Annotated in this window: 24 protein-coding genes; 13 read left to right on the forward strand and 11 right to left on the reverse strand. The window is 63.2% G+C overall.

Annotation, left to right across the window (positions count from 1 at the left end; all coding sequences use genetic code 11):
* Positions 1–3: 3 nt before the first annotated feature.
* From serC to ASB58_RS09735, 3 genes are all read right to left on the reverse strand, one after another.
* Positions 4–1,089, reverse strand: coding sequence for a 3-phosphoserine/phosphohydroxythreonine transaminase (serC, locus tag ASB58_RS09725; protein ID WP_118130320.1), 1,086 nt, complete (start codon positions 1,087–1,089; stop codon positions 4–6).
* A gap of 2 nt (positions 1,090–1,091) precedes the next feature.
* A complete protein-coding gene (gene gyrA, locus ASB58_RS09730; protein WP_118130322.1) occupies positions 1,092–3,851 on the reverse strand; it encodes a DNA gyrase subunit A in 2,760 nt (919 codons plus the stop codon).
* A 255-nt stretch (positions 3,852–4,106) separates the two neighbouring features.
* Complete coding sequence (locus ASB58_RS09735) at positions 4,107–5,147, reverse strand: s-methyl-5-thioribose-1-phosphate isomerase (RefSeq protein WP_181977911.1); 1,041 nt, start codon at positions 5,145–5,147, stop codon at positions 4,107–4,109.
* Positions 5,148–5,259: 112 nt separating this feature from the next.
* On the opposite strand from ASB58_RS09735, the gene ASB58_RS09740 reads away from it, so the two are divergent.
* The 5 genes from ASB58_RS09740 to ASB58_RS09760 all read left to right on the forward strand — a co-directional run bounded on the left by ASB58_RS09740 (position 5,260) and on the right by ASB58_RS09760 (position 9,814).
* Positions 5,260–6,600 (forward strand): TRZ/ATZ family hydrolase, encoded by a 1,341-nt coding sequence (locus ASB58_RS09740; protein WP_118130326.1) that lies wholly within the window; start codon positions 5,260–5,262, stop codon positions 6,598–6,600.
* The gene (ubiG, locus tag ASB58_RS09745) at positions 6,590–7,297 is read left to right on the forward strand and encodes a bifunctional 2-polyprenyl-6-hydroxyphenol methylase/3-demethylubiquinol 3-O-methyltransferase UbiG (protein ID WP_083726690.1); all 708 of its coding nucleotides are present in this window, start codon (positions 6,590–6,592) and stop codon (positions 7,295–7,297) included. The genes ASB58_RS09740 and ubiG overlap by 11 nt, the downstream gene beginning before the upstream one ends.
* Positions 7,297–7,977, forward strand: coding sequence for an HAD family hydrolase (locus tag ASB58_RS09750; RefSeq protein ID WP_118130328.1), 681 nt, complete (start codon positions 7,297–7,299; stop codon positions 7,975–7,977). Before ubiG ends, ASB58_RS09750 begins: the two co-directional genes overlap by 1 nt.
* Entirely contained in the window at positions 7,970–8,710 is a 741-nt protein-coding gene (locus ASB58_RS09755) for a YciK family oxidoreductase (RefSeq protein WP_118130330.1), read from the forward strand. The genes ASB58_RS09750 and ASB58_RS09755 overlap by 8 nt, the downstream gene beginning before the upstream one ends.
* 183 nt (positions 8,711–8,893) lie before the next feature.
* On the forward strand, positions 8,894–9,814 hold the full coding sequence (locus ASB58_RS09760; protein ID WP_118130332.1) for a GGDEF domain-containing protein: 921 nt from the start codon (positions 8,894–8,896) through the stop codon (positions 9,812–9,814).
* 53 nt (positions 9,815–9,867) lie between these two features.
* On the opposite strand, the gene rluB is transcribed toward ASB58_RS09760, so the two are convergent.
* From rluB to ASB58_RS09790, 6 genes are all read right to left on the reverse strand, one after another.
* Positions 9,868–10,764 carry a 23S rRNA pseudouridine(2605) synthase RluB gene (gene rluB, locus ASB58_RS09765; RefSeq protein WP_083726682.1) on the reverse strand — a complete coding sequence of 299 codons (897 nt, stop codon included), beginning with the start codon at positions 10,762–10,764 and terminating at the stop codon, positions 9,868–9,870.
* A gap of 69 nt (positions 10,765–10,833) precedes the next feature.
* Entirely contained in the window at positions 10,834–11,679 is an 846-nt protein-coding gene (scpB, locus tag ASB58_RS09770; protein ID WP_407920676.1) for an SMC-Scp complex subunit ScpB, read from the reverse strand.
* The gene (locus ASB58_RS09775) at positions 11,654–12,370 is read right to left on the reverse strand and encodes a segregation and condensation protein A (protein ID WP_165771248.1); all 717 of its coding nucleotides are present in this window, start codon (positions 12,368–12,370) and stop codon (positions 11,654–11,656) included. Before ASB58_RS09775 ends, scpB begins: the two co-directional genes overlap by 26 nt.
* Before the next feature lie 162 nt (positions 12,371–12,532).
* Positions 12,533–13,750, reverse strand: coding sequence for a tryptophan--tRNA ligase (locus tag ASB58_RS09780; RefSeq protein WP_118130336.1), 1,218 nt, complete (start codon positions 13,748–13,750; stop codon positions 12,533–12,535).
* Positions 13,751–13,814: 64 nt separating this feature from the next.
* A complete protein-coding gene (locus ASB58_RS09785) occupies positions 13,815–14,459 on the reverse strand; it encodes an L-threonylcarbamoyladenylate synthase (protein ID WP_096004204.1) in 645 nt (214 codons plus the stop codon).
* 76 nt (positions 14,460–14,535) lie between these two features.
* On the reverse strand, positions 14,536–15,390 hold the full coding sequence (locus ASB58_RS09790) for a PHP domain-containing protein (RefSeq protein WP_118130570.1): 855 nt from the start codon (positions 15,388–15,390) through the stop codon (positions 14,536–14,538).
* 184 nt (positions 15,391–15,574) lie between these two features.
* On the opposite strand from ASB58_RS09790, the gene ASB58_RS09795 reads away from it, so the two are divergent.
* The 5 genes from ASB58_RS09795 (at position 15,575) to ASB58_RS09815 (ending at position 18,807) form a co-directional block, all read left to right on the forward strand.
* The gene (locus tag ASB58_RS09795; protein ID WP_096004205.1) at positions 15,575–15,877 is read left to right on the forward strand and encodes a YciI family protein; all 303 of its coding nucleotides are present in this window, start codon (positions 15,575–15,577) and stop codon (positions 15,875–15,877) included.
* Positions 15,878–15,891: 14 nt separating this feature from the next.
* Complete coding sequence (locus ASB58_RS09800) at positions 15,892–16,296, forward strand: SH3 domain-containing protein (RefSeq protein ID WP_133065878.1); 405 nt, start codon at positions 15,892–15,894, stop codon at positions 16,294–16,296.
* Positions 16,293–16,973 (forward strand): response regulator transcription factor, encoded by a 681-nt coding sequence (locus ASB58_RS09805; protein ID WP_118130572.1) that lies wholly within the window; start codon positions 16,293–16,295, stop codon positions 16,971–16,973. Before ASB58_RS09800 ends, ASB58_RS09805 begins: the two co-directional genes overlap by 4 nt.
* 128 nt (positions 16,974–17,101) lie before the next feature.
* Positions 17,102–17,449 (forward strand): Spy/CpxP family protein refolding chaperone, encoded by a 348-nt coding sequence (locus ASB58_RS09810; RefSeq protein WP_118130339.1) that lies wholly within the window; start codon positions 17,102–17,104, stop codon positions 17,447–17,449.
* A gap of 23 nt (positions 17,450–17,472) precedes the next feature.
* Entirely contained in the window at positions 17,473–18,807 is a 1,335-nt protein-coding gene (locus ASB58_RS09815) for a HAMP domain-containing sensor histidine kinase (protein ID WP_118130341.1), read from the forward strand.
* A gap of 25 nt (positions 18,808–18,832) precedes the next feature.
* On the opposite strand, the gene ASB58_RS09820 is transcribed toward ASB58_RS09815, so the two are convergent.
* Both ASB58_RS09820 and ASB58_RS09825 read right to left on the reverse strand, forming a co-directional pair.
* Positions 18,833–19,396, reverse strand: coding sequence for a nitroreductase family protein (locus ASB58_RS09820; RefSeq protein ID WP_118130574.1), 564 nt, complete (start codon positions 19,394–19,396; stop codon positions 18,833–18,835).
* Between the two features lie 8 nt (positions 19,397–19,404).
* On the reverse strand, positions 19,405–20,442 hold the full coding sequence (locus ASB58_RS09825) for an AraC family transcriptional regulator (protein ID WP_118130343.1): 1,038 nt from the start codon (positions 20,440–20,442) through the stop codon (positions 19,405–19,407).
* Positions 20,443–20,626: 184 nt separating this feature from the next.
* On the opposite strand from ASB58_RS09825, the gene ASB58_RS09830 reads away from it, so the two are divergent.
* The 3 genes from ASB58_RS09830 (at position 20,627) to ASB58_RS09840 (ending at position 23,265) form a co-directional block, all read left to right on the forward strand.
* Positions 20,627–20,947, forward strand: a complete 321-nt coding sequence (locus ASB58_RS09830) for an Mpo1-like protein (RefSeq protein ID WP_096004210.1) — start codon at positions 20,627–20,629, stop codon at positions 20,945–20,947.
* Positions 20,948–21,119: 172 nt separating this feature from the next.
* Positions 21,120–21,692, forward strand: a complete 573-nt coding sequence (locus ASB58_RS09835; protein WP_096004211.1) for an HD domain-containing protein — start codon at positions 21,120–21,122, stop codon at positions 21,690–21,692.
* Between the two features lie 193 nt (positions 21,693–21,885).
* A complete protein-coding gene (locus ASB58_RS09840) occupies positions 21,886–23,265 on the forward strand; it encodes an adenylate/guanylate cyclase domain-containing protein (RefSeq protein ID WP_118130345.1) in 1,380 nt (459 codons plus the stop codon).
* Positions 23,266–23,273 lie beyond the last annotated feature (8 nt).

The following is a 23,273-nucleotide window of genomic DNA, read 5'->3' on the forward strand; positions in this document are numbered from 1 at the left end:
ATATCAACCGTGCTGCTGTTCAAACTCGGCCATGTAGGCCACGAGTGCGTCGACCGCGGCTTGCGGCACTGCGTTATAGATGGAGGCGCGCATACCGCCAACCGAGCGGTGACCTTTCAGATTGAGCAGTCCGCGCTCTTCGGCGCCCGCCAGAAAAGGCTTGTCCAACCGATCATCAGCCAGGCGGAACGGAATATTCATCCAGGACCGGTCAGCAACGTTGATCGGGTTGCTGTACAGCTCGCTACCATCGATGGCGGAGTACAGCGTTTTTTGCTTGGTATCGTTGATGCGCTTGAACGCCTCCAGGCCGCCCTGCTCCTTGAGCCACTGGAAGATCAGGCCGGACAGGTACCAGGCGAAGGTCGGCGGGGTGTTGTACATGGAGTCGTTCTGCGCGGCCACGGCGTAGTCAAGCATGGTCGGACAGCTGGCACGGGCACGACCCAGCAGATCTTCACGCACAATCACCACCACCAGCCCGCTGGGGCCGATGTTTTTCTGGGCGCCGGCGTAGATCATGCCAAAGCGTGAGACATCAATCGGCCGCGACAGGATGGTCGAGGACATGTCCGCCACCAGCGGTACATCGCCGGTCTGCGGCACCCAGTTGAACTCCAGGCCGCCGATGGTTTCGTTCGGGCAGTAGTGCACGTAAGCGGCGTCTGCCGACAGCTGCCACTCGTTCTGACCAGGAATGGCAAAGTAGTCGTAGGCCTTGGCGCTGCCGGCCACGTTGACGTTGCCAAAGCGCGCAGCCTCGTCAATGGCCTTACGCGACCAGATGCCGGTATCGATGTAATCGGCGCTGCCGCCCTCGGGCATCAGGTTCAGCGGGATCTGGGCAAACTGCTGACTGGCGCCGCCCTGCAGGAACAGCACCTTGTAGTTGTCGGGAATGACCAGCAACTCGCGCAGATCCCGCTCGGCCTGCTGGGCGACAGCAACAAATTCGTCGCTGCGATGGCTCATTTCCATGACCGACAGGCCCTTGCCCTGCCAGTCCAGCAGCTCAGCCTGAGCCCGCTGCAACACCGCTTCCGGCAACGCTGCCGGTCCAGCACAGAAATTGAACAGACGCTTACTCACGATTACTCCTGATCATCCACGGGTTGCTGCTCATCACCTTCGGCCTGCTGCTCCTCGCCTTCTGCGGCGGCTTCAACGGCCATTTCAATCTCTTCCTCGGTGGGCTCCTGCACACGCTCCAGGCCGACCAGCTTTTCTTCCGGAGCCAGGCGAATGAGCATGACGCCCTGGGTATTACGCGACAGACTGGACACCTCGCTGACGCGGGTGCGCACCAGGGTGCCCTGGTCGGAAATCAGCATGATTTCCTCGCCATCGACCACCTGCACAGCACCCACCAGTGCGCCATTGCGCTCGTTGGAGACCATGGCGATCACGCCCTGGCCGCCACGACCGCGACGCGGGAAGCCCTCCAGCGCGGTGCGCTTGCCGTAACCACGCTCGGAGGCGGTCAGGATCTGCGCCTCTGGCTCGGGGATCAGCATGGAGATCAGACGTTGCTCGGCCGGCAGACGCATGCCGCGCACGCCGCGGGCGGTACGGCCCATGGTGCGTACATGACGCTCCTTGAAGCGGATAACCTTGCCGCCGTCGGAGAACAACATGATGTCGCGCGAGCCGTCGGTAATGGCTGCGGCGATCAGGGTGTCACCCTCTTCCAGACGCAAGGCGATCAGGCCATTGCTGCGCGGGCGGCTGAACTGCACCAGCGGCGTCTTCTTCACGGTGCCGCGCGCGGTGGCCATAAAGATGTAGGAACCGGTGGGCTCGTCGTTGTCGTCATCGTCGCTGTCAGCATCACCGTCGGCATCGGCCTCGACTTCAACGGCTTCACCTTCGATCACGCCCGCCTCGTCTTCCAGCTCATCGCCCTCTTCGGCGCTCTGCTGCTGCAGGGCTTCCAGGTCAACCTGCAGCATGGCGGTGATCCACTCGCCCTCCTCCAGCGGCAACAGGTTGACCAACGGGCGCCCACGCGCGGCACGCGACGCTTCCGGAATTTCGTAGGTCTTCAGCCAATACACCTTGCCGCGACTGGAGAACAGCAGCAGCGTAGCGTGGCTGTGGGCAACCAGCAGGTGTTCGACGTAGTCTTCATCCTTCACGCCGGTCGCCGCCTTGCCGCGGCCACCACGGCGCTGGGCCTGGTAGTCGGTGAGCGGCTGGCTCTTGGCATAGCCGCCGTGGGAGATGGTCACCACGCGGTCTTCTTCGGCGATCAGGTCGGCCAGGGACAGGTCCATGCGCGAAGCAACGATCTCGGTGCGACGCTCGTCACCAAAGTCGTCGCGTACCTTTTCCAGCTCTTCGATGATGACTTCCATCAGGCGCTCCTGGCTGTTCAGGATGCGCAGCAGCTCGCCGATCTGCTCCAGAATCTGCTGGTACTCGGTCAGCAGCTTTTCATGCTCCAGGCCGGTCAGGCGATGCAGACGCAGATCCAGAATGGCCTGGGCCTGCTCGGGAGACAGGTAATACTTGCCTTCACGCAGACCATACTGCTCGTCCAGCCCATCGGGGCGGCAGGACTCGGCACCGGCACGCTCGACCATCTCGATCACGGTACCCGGCGCCCAGGCGGTCGCGATCAAGGCTTCGCGGGCTTCAGCCGGGCTGGGCGACTTCTTGATCAGCTCGATAACCGGGTCAATGTTGGACAGCGCAACCGCCTGACCTTCCAGGATGTGCCCGCGCTCGCGTGCCTTGCGCAGCTCATAGACAGTACGACGGGTCACCACTTCACGGCGGTGACGGACGAAGGCTTCGAGCAGTTCCTTCAGATTGAGAATCTTCGGCTGACCGTCCAGCAGACCGACCACGTTGATGCCGAATACGCTCTGCATCTGGGTCTGGGAGTACAGGTTGTTGAGCACCACCTCGGGCACTTCACCACGGCGCAGCTCAATAACCACACGAATACCGTCCTTGTCGGACTCGTCGCGCAGCTCGGTAATACCTTCGAGTTTCTTTTCCTTGACCAGCTCGGCGATCTTCTCGATCAGGCGCGCCTTGTTCAGCTGATACGGCAGTTCGGAAATGACGATCTGCTGGCGACCGCCGACTTTGTCGATATCTTCGATTTCGCAGCGAGCACGCACGTAAATGCGACCACGGCCGGTACGGTAGGCCTCAACGATGCCGGCGCGACCATTGATGATGCCCGCGGTCGGGAAGTCCGGACCCGGGATATACTCCATCAGCTCGTCGATGCTGATATCCGGGTTGCCGATCACCGCCAGGCAGCCGTTGATCACCTCGGTCAGGTTATGCGGCGGAATATTGGTCGCCATGCCGACGGCGATACCGCTGGAACCGTTGACCAGCAGGTGCGGGATCTTGGTTGGCAGGACGTCGGGAATCTGCTCTTTGCCGTCGTAGTTGGGCACCCAGTCGACGGTTTCCTTGTCCAGGTCAGCCAGCAGCTCATGGGTCAGTTTGGCCATGCGCACTTCGGTGTAACGCATCGCCGCCGCGTTGTCGCCGTCGATGGAACCGAAGTTGCCCTGGCCATCGACCAGCGGGTAACGCATGGAGAAGTTCTGCGCCATACGCACGATGGTGTCGTACACCGCGGAGTCGCCGTGCGGGTGGTATTTACCGATGACGTCACCAACCACACGCGCCGACTTCAGGTACGGCTTGTTCCAGTCGTTGCCCAGTTCGCTCATGGCGTAGAGCACACGACGGTGCACCGGCTTGAGACCGTCACGCACATCCGGCAGAGCCCGACCAACGATGACGCTCATGGCGTAATCCAGGTAGGACTGTTTCAGTTCGTCTTCGATATTGACTGGAAGGATTTCTTTGGCCAGTTCACCCATGAAACGGCATTCCTTTTATTGTCGGCGTTGAAATAACGCCAAAAGCAATGCAAAGGCCTGAAGCCCCGGACTGGCCGGGACATCAACACCTCTGCGACACGCGCATTGGAAAAGCGAAAGCACTGATCAACCCACCCTGCAGAACGGCTTCTGCAGCGGGGCGCATTCCGCCCGATCAAAGCGGCAAAGGATACCACAGAGAACCCGTCGACGGGAGCACATAGCGCGCCCGCCAAAGGGGGTGAGCGAGCAACATCAGTGCAGTCGGCGAATACTCATGAGTTTGGCGATCTTCCCCTCGTCAGGTCGCTCGATAACGCCCTTTTCCGTGACGATGGCGTCAATCAGCTCGACCGGCGTAACGTCCAGCGGTTGACTGGACCCCGCCGCGCCCTGCAGCACCTCGGGCTCCAGGGCATCGCCGTCACTGAGGCTCATGTCCAGGGTGGCGGTCGAGGCCACCACCATAAAGCGCAGACCGTGGTGCATGGCCAGAATGGCCAGCGCGTAGGTCCCCTGGGTGGTGATCACATCGCCATTGGCGGCAATGCGCTCGGCACCCACTATCACCCAGGACACCGGGTCGTATTTCATGCTGCTGGCCGCGGCCGTATCCGCTATCACGCTGCACGGCACGCCAGTGCGCTGCAACTCCCAGGCAGCCAGTCGTGCGCCACTGCGCGGCGGGCTGGCCTCACTGACCAGCACCTCTTTCAATACGCCGGCCCGGTGAGCCGCCTGTACCACCCCCATGGCCGTGCCGCCTCCGCCGCCAGACAGCTCGCCGCTGTAACCCAGCAGCATCAGCTTTTGTTCGGCCGAGTGATGGCGGCGCAGCAACTGCAAGCCAAAGCGCGCCATGCTCTGGTTGGCCTCGGCATCGGCGCCAGCGATCGCTTCGGCGGCCTGCAGCAAGCGGCCTGGCACATCGGCATCAGGTGCGATGCCGGCCAGCGTTTGCCGCATGATGCCTAGTGCCCACTGCAGGTTGGCCGCCATTGGCCCCAGCGCGGCAAAAGCGGCGATGACCGGCTCCAGCTCCTGCGACCAGTCGCGGACCGGCGTGACCAGTTGTCGCGCCGCCAATGCAACGCCAAAGGCTGCAGCAACGCCCAGCGCCGCCGCACCGGCCACCACGCCGCAGCGCATGGCCGCCAGCACCTCGACCTCATCATGGCAATCCTGGGTTGCCAGCTCCGGCAGGCGGCGCTGGTCCAGCAACCTGACTGCGCCCTCCGGCAGCCAGCTGACTGCCTGCAAACACGCTTTATCTGCTACCGCCTCAATCTGCAACATGACAGAATCTCCTTCCAATGGCGCCGGGTTGGCCGGCGCACCACAAGCCCACGCTGCATTTGCCCATAACCAGCAGGTATACTTGCCGACCATGATGCAAGGCGAATTGAACATGACCACCCTGCCCGGCGAGCTCGACCTGCTGATCGTGCCACGCTGGATTATCCCTGTTGCCCCCCACGGTCTGGTGCTGGAACAGCACGCCGTGGCGGTCCACCAGGGGCGTATCGTCGCCCTGCTACCGCTGAGCAGTGCCAATACACTGCAACCGCGCGAGCGCCGCGACCTGCCCAACCACGTGCTGATTCCCGGCCTGATCAACGCCCACGGCCATGCCGCAATGACCCTGTTCCGCGGCCTGGCCGACGACCTGCCGTTGATGACCTGGCTTACGGAACATATATGGCCCGCCGAAGGGCGCTGGGTCAACGCCGATTTTGTCCGCCTGGGCACCGAGCTAGCGATGGCCGAGATGCTACGCGGCGGCACCACCTGTTTTTCAGACATGTACTTCTACCCGGATGTTGCAGCGGCTGCGGCACTGGATGCGGGCATGCGTGCGCAGGTGTGCTTTCCGGTCATCGACAACCCGATCCCCGGCGCCCGCGACGCGGCAGAGGCGATTGCCAAAGGCCTCAAGCTGCGTGACGACATGCGCCACAGCGGCCTGATCACAACGGCCTTTGGCCCCCACGCGCCCTATACCGTGGGTGATGAAACCCTTACCCGCATTCGCACCCTGGCCGACGAGCTGGACATGCCCATCCACATGCATGTGCACGAGACAGCGGGCGAGGTTGCCGATGCCGTGAAGCAGACCGGCGAGCGACCGCTGCAGCGCCTGCAGCGCCTGGGCCTGCTCGGCCCCAGACTGCAAGCGGTGCACATGACCGACATCAGCGATGCCGACCTGGCCTTGCTGGTCGAGTACGGCGTGCAGCTGGTGCATTGCCCCGAATCCAACCTGAAGCTGGCCAGCGGCATGATGCCGGTGCAGCGCCTGCTCGACAGCGGCCTGAACGTGGCGCTGGGCACCGACGGCGCTGCCAGCAACAACGATCTCGATATGTTTGGCGAGATGCGCACCGCCGCTCTGCTGGCCAAGATCGTGGCCGGCGCGCCCACCGCACTGGACGCCCACAGCGCCCTGCACATGGCCACTCTGGCTGGCGCTCGTGCGTTGGGGCTGGATGAGGAGATCGGCTCACTGGAAGTCGGCAAGGCGGCCGACATGACTGCCGTCGACCTGTCCGGCATTGCCCAGCAACCACTCTACAACCCGGCCTCACAGCTGCTGTATACCTGCAACGCCAGCCAGGTCAGCGATGCCTGGGTTGCCGGCCGCGCCAAACTGCGCGACGGCCAGCTGATTGGCCTGAATACGCCTGATATCTTGCAGCGAGCTCGCGAGCTGGCTGCCCTTATTGCCCAAGGGGAACCCCATGAGTCTTAACGTTGATCGCGCTGAAATCGCCAAATTCGAGGCGCTGGCAAGCCGCTGGTGGGACCGCAACAGCGAGTTCAAGCCGCTGCATGAGATCAACCCGCTGCGCACCAACTGGATCGATGAGCGCGCCAGCCTGGCCGGCAAGAAAGTGCTGGACGTTGGCTGCGGCGGCGGCATTCTGGCTGAGGCCATGGCCCAGCGTGGCGCCCAGGTCACCGGCATCGACATGGGCGAGGCGCCGCTGGCCGTCGCCCGTCTGCACCAGCTGGAGTCCGGCGTCAGCGTCGACTACGAGCAAAGTACCGCCGAGGAGTTTGCCGAGCTGCACGCCGGCACCTTTGATGTGGTGACCTGCCTGGAGATGCTCGAGCACGTGCCAGACCCAAGCTCGGTGATTCGCGCCTGCGCCAAGCTGGTCAAGCCGGGCGGCCAGGTGTTTTTCTCCACCATCAACCGCAACCCCAAGTCGTTCATGTTCGCCATCGTGGGTGCCGAGTACGTCTTGCGCATGCTCCCGCGCGGCACCCACGAATTTGCCAAGTTCATCCGCCCGGCCGAACTGGGCCGCTGGGTGCGTGACGCCAGCCTTGACCTGCAGGACATCACCGGCCTGACCTTCAACCCGCTGACCCGCACCTACAAGCTGGGCGCCGACGTAGACGTCAACTACATGGTGCACTGCCAGCGAGAGGCGCAGGCTTGATGCTCAGCGGCGTTCTTTTTGATCTGGACGGCACCCTGCTTGATACCGCTGAGGATTTTGTCCATATCATCCAGGCCATGTTGCAGGAGCACGGCAGACCGCCGGCCGCTGCCGAACTGATTCGCGCCCAGGTGTCTGATGGCTCGATCGGCATGCTGTCTACCGCCTTTGAGCTATCGCCCGAGGCAGCGGCATTCGCCGCGCTGCGCGAGGACTTTCTCAGCCGCTACGAGCAGGGACTGGCCGTGCATACCCGGCCCTTTCCCGGCATCAGTGAACTGCTCGACTGGCTGGACGCAGAACAACTACCCTGGGGCGTGGTGACCAACAAGCTCAGCCGCTTCAGCATTCCGCTGCTGGAGCAAACCGGCCTGGCCAGCCGCTGCGCGTCGCTGGTCTGCCCGGATCAGGTCGCGCGCGGCAAACCCGACCCGGAGTCTGCACTGAAAGCCTGCAGTGAGATGCAGATCGACCCGGCCGGCTGCATTTTTGTCGGCGACCACCTGCGCGACATCCAGGCCGGCCGCGCCGCCGGCATGGCCACCATCGCCGCGCTGTACGGCTATCTGCCCGCAGATGAAGACCACCTTGCCTGGCAAGCCACCCACAGCGTGCAGCACGCCAGCGAACTACTGCCCTGGCTGCAACAGCGGCATCAACCGGAGACATCCCATGTTTGAGTACACCGCCCCGGCCGACCTGCTGACCGGCCGCGTTATCCTGATCACCGGCGCCGGCGACGGCATTGGCCGCGCCTGCGCTCTGAGCTGTGCCGCCCATGGCGCCACTGTGGTGCTGGTTGGCCGCACCCAGAGCAAGCTGGAAGAGGTTTACGACGCCATTGAAGCGGCTGGCCATCCGCAACCGGCGCTCTGCCCGCTGAACCTGGAAACCGCCACCGAAAAGGACTACGAAGACCTCGCAGACCAACTGTTCGACACCTTCGGCAAGCTTCATGGCCTGGTCCACAATGCCGCCGAGCTGGGCCCGCGCACCCTGCTCGACGGCGTCAAGCCGGAAGCCTGGCTGCGCGTCATGCAGGTCAACGTCAACGCGCCCTTCATGCTGACCCGCGCAATGATGCCGCTGCTGCGCGCCGCAGAGGATGCATCGGTACTGCTGCTGTCCTCCAGCGTCGGTCGCAAGGGACGTGCCTACTGGGGGCCCTACGCGGTCAGCAAATTTGCCGTTGAGGGCATGATGCAGGTGCTGGCCGACGAGCAGGATGGTACCAGCAACATCCGCGTCAACAGCGTCAACCCGGGCGCCACGCGCACCCGCATGCGTGCCAAGGCCTACCCCAACGAGCAGGCTGAGACCAACCCCAAGCCCGAGGACATCATGCCGGTCTTCCTTTACCTGCTGGGGCCTGACGGCAAAGCGCACAATGGCGAGGCTTTTGACGCTCAATAGCCGTTTTTTTGACAACAGCATGCCGCCTGTCACGGCCCCCTTGGCCGCAGGCGGCATTTTTTTGCCGCTCCGTCACCCTGCCGGCCCACAAAAAACCATAAGCCATTGATATAAAACAATAAAATATAATGGCACATTGATTGCTTGAGAAGCTGTACCAGAGACTCCGCAGGTACATCCATCATGCCTCTTCAGGGAAACACCATCGATTTCGACTCGGCCCGCATGAAGCTTGCCCAGGGCGACGCCGCGCGCCGACGCCGCAGCAAGCCGGTATCCAGTTTCGAAGCGATCCAGCGCCACCTGAGCCTGACCCTGCAAACCAGCCTTGAGCTAGACCGCGTACTGGAGATGTTCTTTGCCGGTTTACAGGCACTGCTGCAGGCCGACGGCATGGAGTACCGCCACAGCGCTGCCGGCGCGTCCCTCAGTCTCGGCCACCGGGCCCTGCATCGCTGCAGCTACCGCCTGTCGCACGCCGGCGGCTACCTGGGTGAACTGCAACTTAGCCGGCAAACACGCTTTACCGAGAACGAGCTGGCCAGCCTCGAGGCCCTGCTGGGCACCCTGCTGTTTCCCCTGCGCAATGCCTTGATGTACCGCGAGGCGCTGGCCAGCGCACTGAACGACACCCTGACCGGTGCCGGCAACCGCCTGGCCCTCAATCAGAATCTGGAGCGCGACATGCGCCTGGCCAAGCGCACCGGCCAACCGCTGTCGCTGGCCATACTGGATGTTGACCATTTCAAACGCATCAACGACCGCTTTGGCCACGCTTACGGCGATGAGGCGCTAAAAGCGGTGGTGAACTGCGTAGCAGCGTCACTGCGCAACGTGGATGGCCTGTACCGCCTGGGTGGTGAAGAGTTTGTGGTGTTGCTGAACAACACCGACGCTGACGCCTGCAAGCTGGTCGCCGAACGCATTCGCCAGTCAATCGAGCAACTGCAGTTCCACATCGACGGCCAGCCTCTGCCGATGACTGCCAGCCTGGGGCACGCCACCCTGCGCGCTGACGACGACGCCACCAGCCTGCTCAACCGCGCCGACCTGCGCATGTACGAAGCCAAGCGCGGCGGCCGCAACCGGGTGATTGGACAGTAACTCCGGCACAAAAAAACGGCGCCCGAGAGCGCCGTTTTTTTATCGTTTCATCATCAGCGATCGCGTCGACGACCACCCCGCGGCTGGCGAGCCTGATGCATGGACGGTTTGCGTGCCAGGCGCTGCAGCTTCTCCTTGTCGCTGGTCTTCATCGCCGGCAGGGCGATGGGCTCCAGGCCCACTTCCTTGCTCAGCGCGTCCAGTTCGTTCTGCTTAAGCTCGCGCCAGCGGCCAACGGGCAACTCCGGGCCGAGGAATACCGGCCCGAAGCGCACGCGCTTGAGGCGGTTGACGCGCATGCCCTGGGACTCCCACAGGCGGCGTACTTCGCGGTTGCGGCCTTCCATCAGGCAAACGTGGAACCAGCGGTTGATACCCTCGCCACCGGAGGCCACGATATCGGTGAACTTGGCCGGGCCGTCTTCCAGCATCACGCCCTCTTTCAGGCGCTCGACCATTTCCTCGGTCACCTCACCCATCACGCGCACAGCGTATTCACGGTCCATTTGATAGGACGGGTGCATCAGGCGGTTGGCCAGTTCGCCATCGGTGGTGAACAGCAGCAGACCGCTGGTGTTGATATCTAGGCGACCAACGTTGATCCAGCGCCCATGCTTGAGACGCGGCAGCCGGTCGAAAACGGTAGGGCGACCTTCCGGGTCATCACGGGTACAGACTTCGCCCTCGGGCTTGTTGTACAGCATCACGCGGCGGGTGACTTCGGAGCCCAGATCACGGCGAATCGGGCGGTCATCCACGCTGATCTGATCCATGCTGTCGACTCGGCAGCCGAGCTCGGCGGGCTGTCCGTTGACGCTGACCCGGCCGGCGGCAATCCAGCCTTCAACCTCGCGGCGTGAGCCCAGCCCCATGCGGGCCAGCACCTTTTGCAGTTTTTCGCCTGGCGCCGGCGCGGCGGGGTTGTCGTTTACGTCGATATCGTCAGTCATTGGAGCACCTCCCGGTGTGATGCGGAGAAAAGCCGTGCAGGATACCACTGAGCTCAGGCGTCAGCCAGCTCAGCTGCGCTGCCCTTCATCGGAATCATCAACGCCTGACTGTTGGCCGGGGGGTGGGGTTTCTGGCGCAGGCGCGTCCGAAACCGGCATGTCCGAGGCCGGCATGTCATCAAAGTCACTTTTGAGGTTGGCTTCCATGGCATTGAGCTCATCCAGCAGATTGCGGAAACCCGTCTGGCCTTCTTCCGAGTCCAGCGGCTTGAGCGGCTCCACCGGCAACCAGGGCGCGTCACCTGCAGCTTCGCCGTCGCGCGCCTGGGCATCGGCCTCCTCCGGTGACTGCAGCGCCAGCTCCGGCGCCATATCCAGCTCATCCAGATCACGCACCGCCGCCAGCGGTGGCAGCTCGTTCAAGCTGCGCAGGTTGAAGTAGTCGAGAAACTGCCGCGTGGTGGCGTACATGGCCGGGCGCCCCGGTACGTCTCGATGCCCTACCACCCTCACCCACTCGCGATCCAGCAAGGTCTTGACGATCTGGGTGCTGACCGCAACGCCACGGATATCCTCAATTTCGCCACGAGTGATCGGCTGCCGGTAGGCAATCAGCGACAGGGTTTCCAGCAAGGCACGGGAGTAACGCTGCGGACGCTCCTCCCACAACCGCGCGACCCAGGGCCCATACTGCTCACGCACCTGCAGCCGCCAGCCACTGGCTACCTCACGCAGCTCGATGGCACGCCCCTGATAGCTGGCTGCCAGCTTCTCCAGCGCCTTGCGAATATCGTCAAAGCCGGGCAGCGCATCCTCATCAAACAGCTCGCGCAGCTTTTCCACCGACAGCGGCCGTCCCGCTGCCAGCAACGCGGCCTCGACAATATGTTCAATCGGCGGCTGGCTCATGCTCACCTCGTGCCTTGACGTGAATGGGGGCAAAGGCTTCGCTCTGCACCAGATCTACCAGCTGTTCCTTGACCAGCTCCAGCACGGCCATGAAGGTCACTACCACCCCGAGCTTGCCTTCGCTGGCGTTGAACAGACTGACAAAGGGGACAAACTGTCCGGCCCTCAGGCGATCCAGCACCTCGGCCATGCGCTCGCGCGTCGACAGCGCCTCACGGGTTACCTGGTGGCTTTCGAACATCTCGGCCCGACGCAGCACTTCCGACAGCGACAGCAGCAGCTCCTGCATACTGACCTCCGGATGCGCGCGGCGGCTCGGCAACTCGCCCACCTCGACCCGCGCCGCCCAGGTCTCCCGCCCCATACGCGGCAGCCCGTCGATGTCCTCGGCGGCCTTCTTGAAACGCTCGTACTCCTGCAAGCGGCGGATCAGTTCGGCGCGCGGGTCACCCTCGTCATCATCCAGCTCTTCAGGGCGTGGCAACAACAGGCGCGACTTGATCTCCGCCAGCATCGCCGCCATCACCAGATACTCGGCCGCCAGCTCCAGGCGCACGGCTTTCATCAGCTCGACGTACGTCATGTACTGGCGGGTGATCTCAGCAACCGGAATATCGAGAATGTCGATGTTCTGCTTGCGGATCAGATACAGCAGCAAGTCGAGCGGGCCTTCAAAGGCCTCAAGAAAGACTTCCAGCGCTTCAGGGGGGATATACAAGTCCTGCGGGACTTCGGTGTAGGCCTCGCCGTAGACAACGGCAAGCGGCAGCTCCTGCTGCCGGCCGACGCCGCGCGAACGGTCCAGCGCGGCGTCGGTCTCGGGGCTGACCGCGGCATCCTGCGTCGGGTCAGCCATCGCTTACTGCCGGTACTGCAGGCCCATGGCCTGACGTACTTCGATCAGCGTATCACGCGCCGCTTCACGGGCACGCTCGGTCCCCTCATTGAGGATCACCCGCACCGCATCGGGGTTGGCTTCGTATTCGGCAGCACGCTGCTGCATGGGCAACAGCTCGGCGCTGATGGCGTCGATAACCGGTTTCTTGCAGTCAATACAACCGATACCGGCGCTGCGGCAGCCTTCCTGCACCCAGTCGTGAATCGGCTGGTCGGTATACACCTGATGCAGCTGATACACCGGGCATTTGTCCGGGTTACCCGGGTCAGTGCGGCGCACCCGCGCGGGGTCGGTCGGCATGCGGCGCACCTTTTCCGACACTTCGTCGGTAGTGTCGCGCAGGGTGATGGTGTTGCCGTAGGACTTGGACATCTTCTGTCCGTCCAGACCGGGCATCTTGGAGTCTGGCGTCAGCAGGGCCTGCGGCTCGGGCAGGATGACCTTGCCGCCTCCCTCGAGGTAACCAAACAGACGCTCCTGGTCCCCCAGGGTAATGTTCTGTTGCTCTTTGAGCAGCGCACGCGCCGTCTCGAGCGCATCCGCGTCGCCCTGCTCCTGATAGGCCTTGCGCAGGCTGGAGTAGAGCTTGGCGGCCTTTTTGCCCATCTTCTTGACGGCGGCCTCGGCCTTGTCTTCAAAGCCCGGCTCCTTGCCGTACAGATGATTGAAACGACGCGCCACCTCGCGGGTAATTTCAACGTGCGCCACCTGGTCGGCACCCACCGGCACCTGGCCGGCGCGGTAGACCAGGATGTCCGCGCTTTGCAGCAGCGGATAGCCAAGGAAACCGTAGGTCGCCAGGTCGCGATCCTTGAGCTTTTCCTGCTGATCCTTGTAGGTCGGCACACGCTCCAGCCAGCTGACCGGGGTGACCATCGACAGCAGCAAATGCAACTCGGCGTGCTCGGGCACCTGAGACTGAATGAACATGGTGGACGAGGTACCGCTGACGCCGGCGGCCAGCCAGTCGATCAGCATGTCCCAGACGTTCTGCTCAATGCTCTGCGGGTCTTCGTAATGGGTAGTCAGGGCGTGCCAGTCGGCGGCGAAGAAAAAGCACTCGTACTCGTGCTGCAGCTTGACCCAGTTTTTTAACACACCGTGATAGTGACCCAGGTGCAGACGGCCGGTAGGGCGCATGCCTGACAGAACCCGGCGCTGCGAATCGACAGAACTCAAGGGGGACTCCTGAAAAGACCAATTGTAATAAGCAAACTGCGGCGATTATACCGATAAAGCAGGATCAGTCATGCAGCTCGCTGCGGCTGACCCCAAAGGGCTCTGGATCGCCCCGCCCCTCACGCAGCACTTCAACCTCGCCATCGAGCAGACTGATCACCGTAGTGGGCTCCACCATGCAAGCGCCACCGTCGATAATCAGCTCGATTTGCTTGCCGAGGCGCTCGCGAATCTGCTCGGGGTCGGTCAGCGGCAAGTTATCGCCGGGCAGCATCAAGGTCACACTGAGCAGCGGCTCACCCAACGCCGCCAGCAGATCCAGGGTGATCTGGTGGTCCGGCACGCGCAGGCCGATGGTACGGCGCTTGGGATGCAGCAGCAGCCGCGGCACCTCGCCAGTGGCGTTGAGAATAAAGGTATAGGGGCCGGGGGTCGTCGCCTTCAGCAGACGAAAGGTCGTGTTGTCGACCTTGGCGTACACACCCAGCTCAGACAGATCACGGCAGACCAGGGTGAAATTGTGCTTGTCATCAAGCTGGCGCAGGCGCCGAATGCGCTCCAGTGCATTCTTGTTGCCGAGCTGACAGCCCAGCGCGTAGGCCGAGTCGGTGGGATACGCCACTACGCCGCCCTGGCGAATAATGTCGGCGGCCTGACGAATCAGTCGTGCCTGCGGGTTTTGCGGGTGAATCTGGAAGAACTGGCTCATCGAACTCTATCCGTGTTTTCTTGAAGTTTAGCAGGGTGCTAGCGGTAAAGCGGGCGATATCAGCAGGCGTATTGCGTCACGCACTGAACAGGCTGCTCTGCCACACGGGCGTACAGTCAGGCGGCAGCGCCGTCATGCTACCCAGCGCCGTCCAGGGTGAAGTCGGGTTGTGAAAATCGCTGCCACAGCTGGCAAGAAAGCCGAACTCGACCGCCAGCTTACCCAGGTAGGCGACCTGATCCACCGGCTGCTTGCCGTTGGCCACCTCAATGCCACGCCCGCCAGCTGCAGCAAACTGGCGCAACAGCGCGCGCAACTTGCTGCGCGTCAGGCCGTAGTGCCAGGGGTGCGCTATCACTGCCATGCCGCCGGCAGCCCGCAGTTGCTCAACCACCTCTTCCAGGCTGGGCCAGTGCTGGCGAATGTCGCCCAGCTTGCCAGCCCCCAGCCACTTGCGAAAGGCTTCGCCATGGTCGCGCACATGGCCGGCCTGCACCATCCATTCGGCAAAATGCGGGCGCCCCGGCGGCTGCGATACATCGCCGCCAGCTGCCTGCTGCGCGGCCACCGCCCCTTCATAGGCGCCAGGCATCCGCTTGGCGGCCAGCCGTTCACCAATCTGCTCTGCCCGCCGCCAGCGTCCATCACGCACCGCCGCCAGAGCCTCGGTCAATACCGGCGACTCGGGATCAAAGCCGTAACCGAGGATATGCAGCGTATGGCCAAACCACTGCGCCGACATTTCGACACCACTGACCCAGTGCACACCGAGGCTGCGCGCGGCATCCGCCGCTTCGGACAGACCGTCGATGCAGTCGTGATCGGTCAACGCGACCATCCCGACCCCCGCCTCGGCCACGCGCCGCATCAATTCAGCGGGCGCCAGGCTGCCATCGGAGGCGGTACTGTGCATGTGCAGGTCAACAATCAACGGCATTCTCCCGGAACAGGTAAAGACACATCGCGATAACAGGGCCGACAAAGCGCGCCCAGCTTGACGCAGCCGCGTCTCTTTCGCCTATTATGCCGCCTGAACCGTCTCAAGCCCATGCCCGATCCATCGGCCCGGCCACAGCCAACCGCGTCACTGAACAGTCACGCCGCAAGGAATATTCATGCTCTACGCCATCATGGCCACCGACAAACCTGACAGCCTGAGCGACCGCCTGGCCGCCCGCCCCGATCACTTGGCCCGTCTGCAGGACCTGCAGGCGCAGGGACGCCTCGTCCTGGCCGGCCCGCATCCGGCGATCGACAGCGCCGATCCAGGTAGCGCCGGCTTCACCGGCAGCCTGGTGGTAGCCGAGTTTGCCTCACTGGAAGATGCCCAGGCATGGGCTGATGCCGACCCCTATGTGGCCGCCGGCGTCTACGCACAGGTGACCATCAAACCCTTCAAACGCGTATTCCCGGCCTGAGCAAGGAGGCAATCATGTTCCGTTCGTTAATCTGTAGCGCTGTGTTCGGCAGCATCCTGCTGGCCCAACCCGCCCTCGCCCAGGAGCCGGCCGGCAGCGCGACGCAAACCGAGGACAGCACTCAGGCCCAGGATATCGGCACACTGCAGGCTGAACTGGCCCGCGTAGAAGCCGAACGCCAGCGTCTGGCCGACCAGCTCGACGGCGGCGCGCAGGGTGAGCGTGTCGAGCAGCTGCAAAGCGAGAACCAGCAGCTGCGCAATGACAACCAGGCTGCGCGACTGGACGCCCAGGCGCGCCTGATTACTCAGCAACAACGCTGGTTTCTGATTGGCGGTCTGAGCGTTGCAGCCAGCATGCTGCTGGGCTTCGTACTTGCCCGTATGGGCCGCCAGAAGCGCCGCGAATGGCTGAACTGACGCCCGTCCTGATCATCGACGACGATCAGGAGCTCTGCGAGCTGCTGCGCGACTGGCTGGCGACCGAACGTTTTGAACTGACGGCGGCCCACGACGGGCCCAGCGGACTGGCTGCGGCGCGCGCCGATAGCTACGCTGCCATCATTCTCGATGTAATGCTGCCGGGCATGAACGGCCTGGAAATCCTGCGCGAGCTGCGCCAGAGCTGCCAGACCCCGCTGCTGATGCTCAGCGCCCGGGGTGAGCCGGTTGACCGTATTCTTGGCCTGGAACTGGGCGCCGACGACTACCTGGCCAAGCCGTGCGATCCGCGCGAGCTGGTAGCCCGCCTGCGCGCTCTGCTGCGCCGCAGCCAGCCACATACCGATGCCGGCAGCGACGAGCTCAGCCACGGCAATCTGCGCCTGGATACCGGCAACCTGATGGCCTGGCAGGACGACGAGCCCCTGCAGCTGACGCAAAGTGAAGCGCTGATCCTGCGTGCGCTGATGACTCGCCCGGGGCAGGTTGTCGACCGCCAGACGCTGTCACGCGAAGCGCTCGGCAAACCTCTTGGCAGCTACGATCGCAGCCTCGACATGCACATCAGCAACCTGCGTCGCAAACTCGGCCCGCATCCTGAAGGCCGGCCACGCATTCAATCCATTCGCGGGCGTGGTTATCTGCTTGGCCACTGAACAGTCAGCACTGCGTTCTAGCCATTTACACAACCTTTACCAACCCCATGCCATCGCTGACATAGCACTCTCTAGACTCTGCAGGCAATGAGCGGATTCCCCGGTCAGACACCAACGGAGAATGACCCATGAAAAAGACACTGATTGCTGCCACCCTGCTGCTGACCACCGGCCTGTCCGGCGCGGTGATGGCGGGTTCCAACCACGACAACCCGCCGGCCCGCGAGCGTGGCTTCGAGCGCATGGCCGAAGAACTGCAGCTGAGCGATGAGCAGAAAGCGCAGCTGGAACAGATTCGCGAAGAAGAGCGCGAAAAATTCAAGACCCTGCGCGACGAGAGCAAGGCGCGCTTTGATGCCGTGCTGACCGCCGAGCAGCGCCAGAAGATGGAAGAGCTGCACGAGCAACGCCGCGAGCGTATGGAAGAGCGCCGTGAGGGCCGCGAGCACCGCAAGCCGCGTGGCGATTGCGAGTAACACGCTGACAGGAAACACAACCCATGCGGCTATTCTGGAAGGTCTTTGCAGTACTCTGGCTGGCAACCCTGCTGGTCGGCGGTTCGGGCTTTCTGGTCAGCCGCACCCTGCAGCAGGACTGGCTCCTGTTGCAGCTCAATCCGCAGCTGCGCGACTTTGCCGCGCAGCTGGTCGACATCTACGAACAGCAGGGGCCGCACGCCGCCCAGCAGTGGCTGGAAACCCAACGCCGCGAAGACCGCTTGCGCGCCCATCTGTTTGACGATACCGGCAGCCCGCTGCTGCCCGGCACCTTACCCGTCAACCCGCGCTTTGCCCCGGGTCCGCCGCCAGAACCGCCGCGCCACGGTGATGGCCCCGGGCGTGGCCGCCTGTTCCAGTTGGCCTGGGACACCGAACAGGCGAACTACTTCGTGACCCTGTACGTACCGGCGCCGGCGCTCTGGCAAGGCCAGCGCGCCCCGGTTGCGCTGATGCTCAACGTGGTCCTGGCGATGGCGTTGCTGGCATTACTCAGCCTGGTGCTCAGCCGCTACCTGACACGCCCCCTGCGGCAGCTCGGCAGCGCGGCTCAGGCGTTGGCCAAGGGCCGTTTCAGCACCGGCAGTCTGCAACAGACCAGCGAGCGACGCGACGAAATCGGCGAGCTGGCCCGGCGCTTTGAGAGCATGGCCGAGCAGGTGCAGTCGTTGCTGGATAGCCAGCAACAGCTGCTGCGCGACGTATCCCATGAGCTGCGCTCACCACTGGCCCGCCTGCGCGTCGGGCTGGCACTGGGCAGCCAGCGTGATCTTGAGGCGAACGACCCGCTATGGCAGCGCCTGGACCGCGAGTGCGACCGCCTCGACCGCCTGATCGACGGCATTCTGACCCTCAGTCGACTGGACAGCCAGCGCGAACCACCCACCCCCTTTGCCCTCGACCCGCTGGTACGCCAGGTCGTGGACGACAGCCGCTTTGCTGCCGCCGATCTGGAGCTGGCGCTGCAAGGACAGACTGACCTGCGCCTGACCGGCTGGCCTGACCAGCTGCAGGCCGCGCTCGACAACCTGTTACGCAATGCGGTGCGCTTCAGCCCGCCGAACGGAATCATCCAGGTAGCCCTGTCAGCAACCAGCCATGGCGCACAGATCATCATCGATGATCAGGGCCCGGGCGTAGCGGATGAATGGCTCAGCCGCCTGAGCGAACCTTTTGTCCGCGTGCCCGGGCAATCTGCCGATAGTGGCTACGGCCTCGGGCTGACCATCGCCCAGCGCGCCGTGGCCCGCCACGGCGGCCAGCTGACCTTCGCACGCAACAGCGACGGCGGGCTGCGGGTAACGGTACTGTTGCCGGGTTCAAGAACCGGCGCATGACAACCGTGTCAGCACCGGTTATGGCTCAGGCCGCAGGCCAGGACGAGAAGTAGGATTCCACCGCCAGCGCTGGCACATTCTTGCGCTCACCGGCCGGGTGGCCGACATAGAGAAACGCCAGAATCTGCTCGTTGCTCGCCAGCCCCAGTTCCGCATGCACCTGCGGATGATAGGCCAGCGCGCCGGTGCGCCACACGGCACCAAGCCCCATGGCATGGGCTGCCAGCAGCATGTTGTTGACCGCCGCACCGCAGGCCAGATCCTGCTCGATGGCCGGCACCTTGGGGTGATCCTGATGACGGCTGATGGCCACGATCATCAGCGGCGCGCGTAGCGGCAGCCCCTGATAGCGCGCCAGGGTATCGGCGGACAGGTCTGGCGTGTCGGCCAGCGCAGCGCGGCCAAACACCTCGCCCAGCGCCTCCAGCCCTTCACCTTGGATCACCAGAAAACGCCAGGGCCGCAGGTAGGCATGATCCGGCGCCCGCAGGGCCGCACGGAACAGGGCCTGTTGTTGCTCAGACGTGGGGGCCGGGCCAGTCAGCCGTGGTACGGAAACCCGCTCATGCAGGGCGGTCAGGGCATCCACAGAACGCATTACTCCTTGATATCGACGTCATCGCCATTGAGCACCTGCTCGCGGTACTGCCCGGGCGGCAAGCCAAACCAGCGCTTGAACGCCCGAAAGAAGTTGCTGGGGTCGGCAAACCCGAGCATGCAGGCAATCTCAAACAGGGTGAGTTGCGGTTGACCCAGATACTGCAACGCCAGTTCCCGGCGAGTGCGCTCAAGCAACTGCTGAAAGCTGACCCCCTCTTCCTGCAGGCGGCGCTGCAGGGTACGAGTGCTCATGTTCATCGCGGCGGCAACTGCCTGGCGCTTGGGCTCCCCCTGACGCAGCAGCCGGCACAGCACCTGGCGAGTCTGATGGGTCACCGGGTCGGATTCAAAGCGGGCCAGAAATTCGCCGGCAAACCGGTCGTGCAGTTTGGCCAGATGCTCGTTGGCCGTGGCCAGCGGTGTTTCCATCAACTGCCGGGAAAAGGTCAGGCTATGGCTTGGCGCATCAAACGCCATGGGGCACTGAAATAACGCGGCATAGGGCGCGGGATCGCTCGGGGCCGAGCGCGCAAAAGTTGCCTGCAAGGGCGTCACCGGCTCGGCCGTCATCCAGCGGCAAAACGCCAATGCATAGGCCATGGCCGCCTCGACACTCTGCTGGGCGGCCGGCAGGCGATCGCCATGGATGGCAAACTGGATGCGGCACTGCCCCGGCTCCAACTGCAGCATCAGATCAGCAGACTCGCCGATCAGACGCTGATAGCGCACCACCCGGTTGAAGCCTTCAAGCAACGAGCGGCTGCTCATCAGCGAGTATCCGACCACACTGAAGTGCGCCGGACGAACCACATGAGCCATGTGCAAACCGATTGCCGGGTTGCCGCTACGCTCGACCGCCAGGTGCCAAACGCGCGTCATGCCGTCCTGCGCAATGCGCGCATCCGGGTCGCTCAGCAGCTCCGGGTCCAGACCGGCATCGGCGAACAGCTCGACAATATCCAGCCCTTCAATAGCCAATGCATGCCCAATGGCCGAGGCCCAGCCTGACGAGGTGGTCCGTTGAGCTTGCAACATGCTGTTCTGTACCCTGTCCTTTGTGTTATTCGATTGGATCAGCCGCCATGTCCGCCCCCCGCTGCACAACTGGCAGAGGTAGAGCAGGCACTTCCATGATGTCCGGCGGCTGATCATAGACTAAAGTAGGCTTGAAACAAAAATCCGTGCACCGCCGCCCATTGGGCGCGCCTGGGAGTCCGCCATGCCCCACGCCAGCGAGCCGTCATCCTTCAGCAGCTTCGCCGAATTCTATCCCTATTACCTGAGCGAGCATCAGGATGACAGCTGTCGGCGCCTGCATTACGCCGGCAGCAGCCTGGTCATCGCCCTGCTGCTCTATGTGCTGTTCAGCCAGAACTGGCTGTGGCTACTGGCCGTGCCCCTGGCTGGCTACGGCTTCGCCTGGGTGGGTCACTTCTTTTTTGAGCACAACAAGCCAGCCACCTTCCGCTACCCACTCTACAGCCTGATGGGCGACTGGGTCATGCTGCGCGACGCCCTGACCGGACGCATCCGCTTCTAAGCGCCAGAGCTCGGCAAATCCGCTGACTGTCAGCAGAGTGACAGTCAGCCCCCACCCCCTTCTCTATCATGCCTCGAGGTAGCACTGCTCCAGCCAGCGCCCAGCCAGCCGGCAGGCCAGCTGGCGCAGTCTCCGCAGCCTGAATCACAAACATAACAAGAGGAACGCCACCATGGGTGAGCAACGCGCACAATTCCGCGCCATGCAGGAAGGTACCGCCGAAGACTGGGGGATCATCTCCAGCCACTTCCGCCCCTTTGCCAAGGAACTGCCAGACCGCATCATCAAGCACCTGCAGTTGCTGGATGGTGATTTTGGCGGTTTCCCGATTGACCGTCTCGAGCACTCGCTGCAAACCGCAACCCGGGCACACCGCGATGGCCGTGACGAGGAATACGTGATCTGCGCCCTGCTACACGACATCGGCGACACCCTGGGCAGCTACAACCACCCGGATATCGCCGCGGCGATACTCAAGCCCTTTGTCAGCGCCGAAAACCTCTGGATGGTCGAGAAGCACGGTATTTTCCAGGGCTACTACTTCTTCCATCACCTGGGTATGGATCGGCACCTGCGTGACCAGTTCAAGGATCACCCGCTGTACCAGTACACCGCCGAATTCTGCGCCAAGTACGATGCCCCGGCCTTTGACCCGGACTATGAAAGCGAGTCGCTGGCGTTTTTTGAACCCATGCTGCGACGCGTCTTCGAGAAACCGCGCAACAGCATCTACAAGACCGAATAACCGCCGACACCAATGAGCAGGCGCCTCTCCCCATCCGAGGCGCCTGCTTTTGACCATGACATCCGTCGGCGAATTTGGCCATTGGATAGACGGGCAATTGTCCCGCCTGATCCCAGGCCCTATGATGCTCAGTCATGCGACGTAGCCGGGTGCCTGCCCGCTACCGCCGTCTCGGCCACGGAATTGACTGAACATGACGATCGACACCCGCATTGCGCCCGTCAAACCACCGCTTGACGGCTACTATTCCCGTATCATCGCCTACCTGTGCGCAGCCCTGACCTTCAGCGCCCTGCTGGTCGAAGATGGCCACCGCCTGAGCTACCTTGTCGCGATCCTGTATACCCTCGCGTATCCTCAGCTGGCGCAGTACCTGCCGGCCCGACTGCCGCGTCTGCCTCATCTGCCCCAGCGCCTTAGCCTGCTGGCACTGGATGCGCTGCACACCGGCGTATTCATCGCATTGCTGGGCTTCAACTACGTGCCCAGCATCATGTTTATTGTCCTGCTTGGCCTGTCCTGCCTGATCGCAGGCGGGCCCGCCTATCTCGCCGCAGGCTGGCTGCTGGCGCTGGCCGGGGTATTGCTCGGCGCGGCCATATTCATGCCCGACGTCAGCCTCTACAGCAGCCCGCTGGTGACCCTGGTCAGCCTGGTCAGCGGCGGCTTTTTCATTCTGGTGATGGCCGCCTTTGTGCATCGCCAGGGGCGGCATCTGGAAGAAGCCCAGCAGCAGGTTCAACGCGAGCAGGAAAAGACCACCCGACTGGCCGCCAACCTGTCGAAATACCTGTCACCTCAGGTATGGGAGTCGATCTTCTCCGGCAAACGCAGTGTCCAGCTGGAAACCCGACGCAAGAAGCTGACGGTATTCTTCTCCGATATCCGCGGTTTTACCGAGCTGGCCGAGGAACTGGAGGCCGAGGCGCTGACCGACCTGCTGAACAACTATCTGGATGAAATGTCGCGCATTGCCCTGCAATATGGCGGCACCATCGACAAGTTTGTCGGCGACTGCGTCATGGTGTTCTTTGGCGATCCGAAGACCCAGGGCGCCAAGCAGGATGCCGAGGCAGCGGTTTCCATGGCCATCGCCATGCGCAAGCACATGAAGGTGCTGCGCCAGCAGTGGCGCAGCAAGGGCATCACCAAACCGCTGGAAATCCGTATGGGCCTGAGTACCGGCTACTGCACAGTGGGTAATTTTGGTGCCGCAACACGCATGGACTACACCATTATCGGGCGCGAAGTGAACCTGGCCAGCCGCCTGGAAAGCGCCGCCGACGCCGGTGAGATCCTCATCTCCCATGAGACCTACTCCATGGTGAAGGATCTGATCATGTGCTACGACAAGGGCCAGATCAGTGTGAAGGGCTTTGCCCGGCCTGTGCAGATCTATCAGGTGGTGGGCCTGCGCCGCGAACTGGGCGCTGCGCCGACCTTCCTTGAGCGCGAGCTGTCCGGGTTCTCGATGTATCTGGACACCAACCACGTGCGCAACTACGACAAGGAAGACATCATCAAGGCGCTGGAACTGGCGGCGCGCAAACTGCGAGACAAGGTGATCGTCTGACGCCGCGG

It is taken from the genome of Pseudomonas abyssi (genome assembly GCF_003444685.1).
Taxonomy (GTDB): domain Bacteria; phylum Pseudomonadota; class Gammaproteobacteria; order Pseudomonadales; family Pseudomonadaceae; genus Halopseudomonas; species Halopseudomonas abyssi.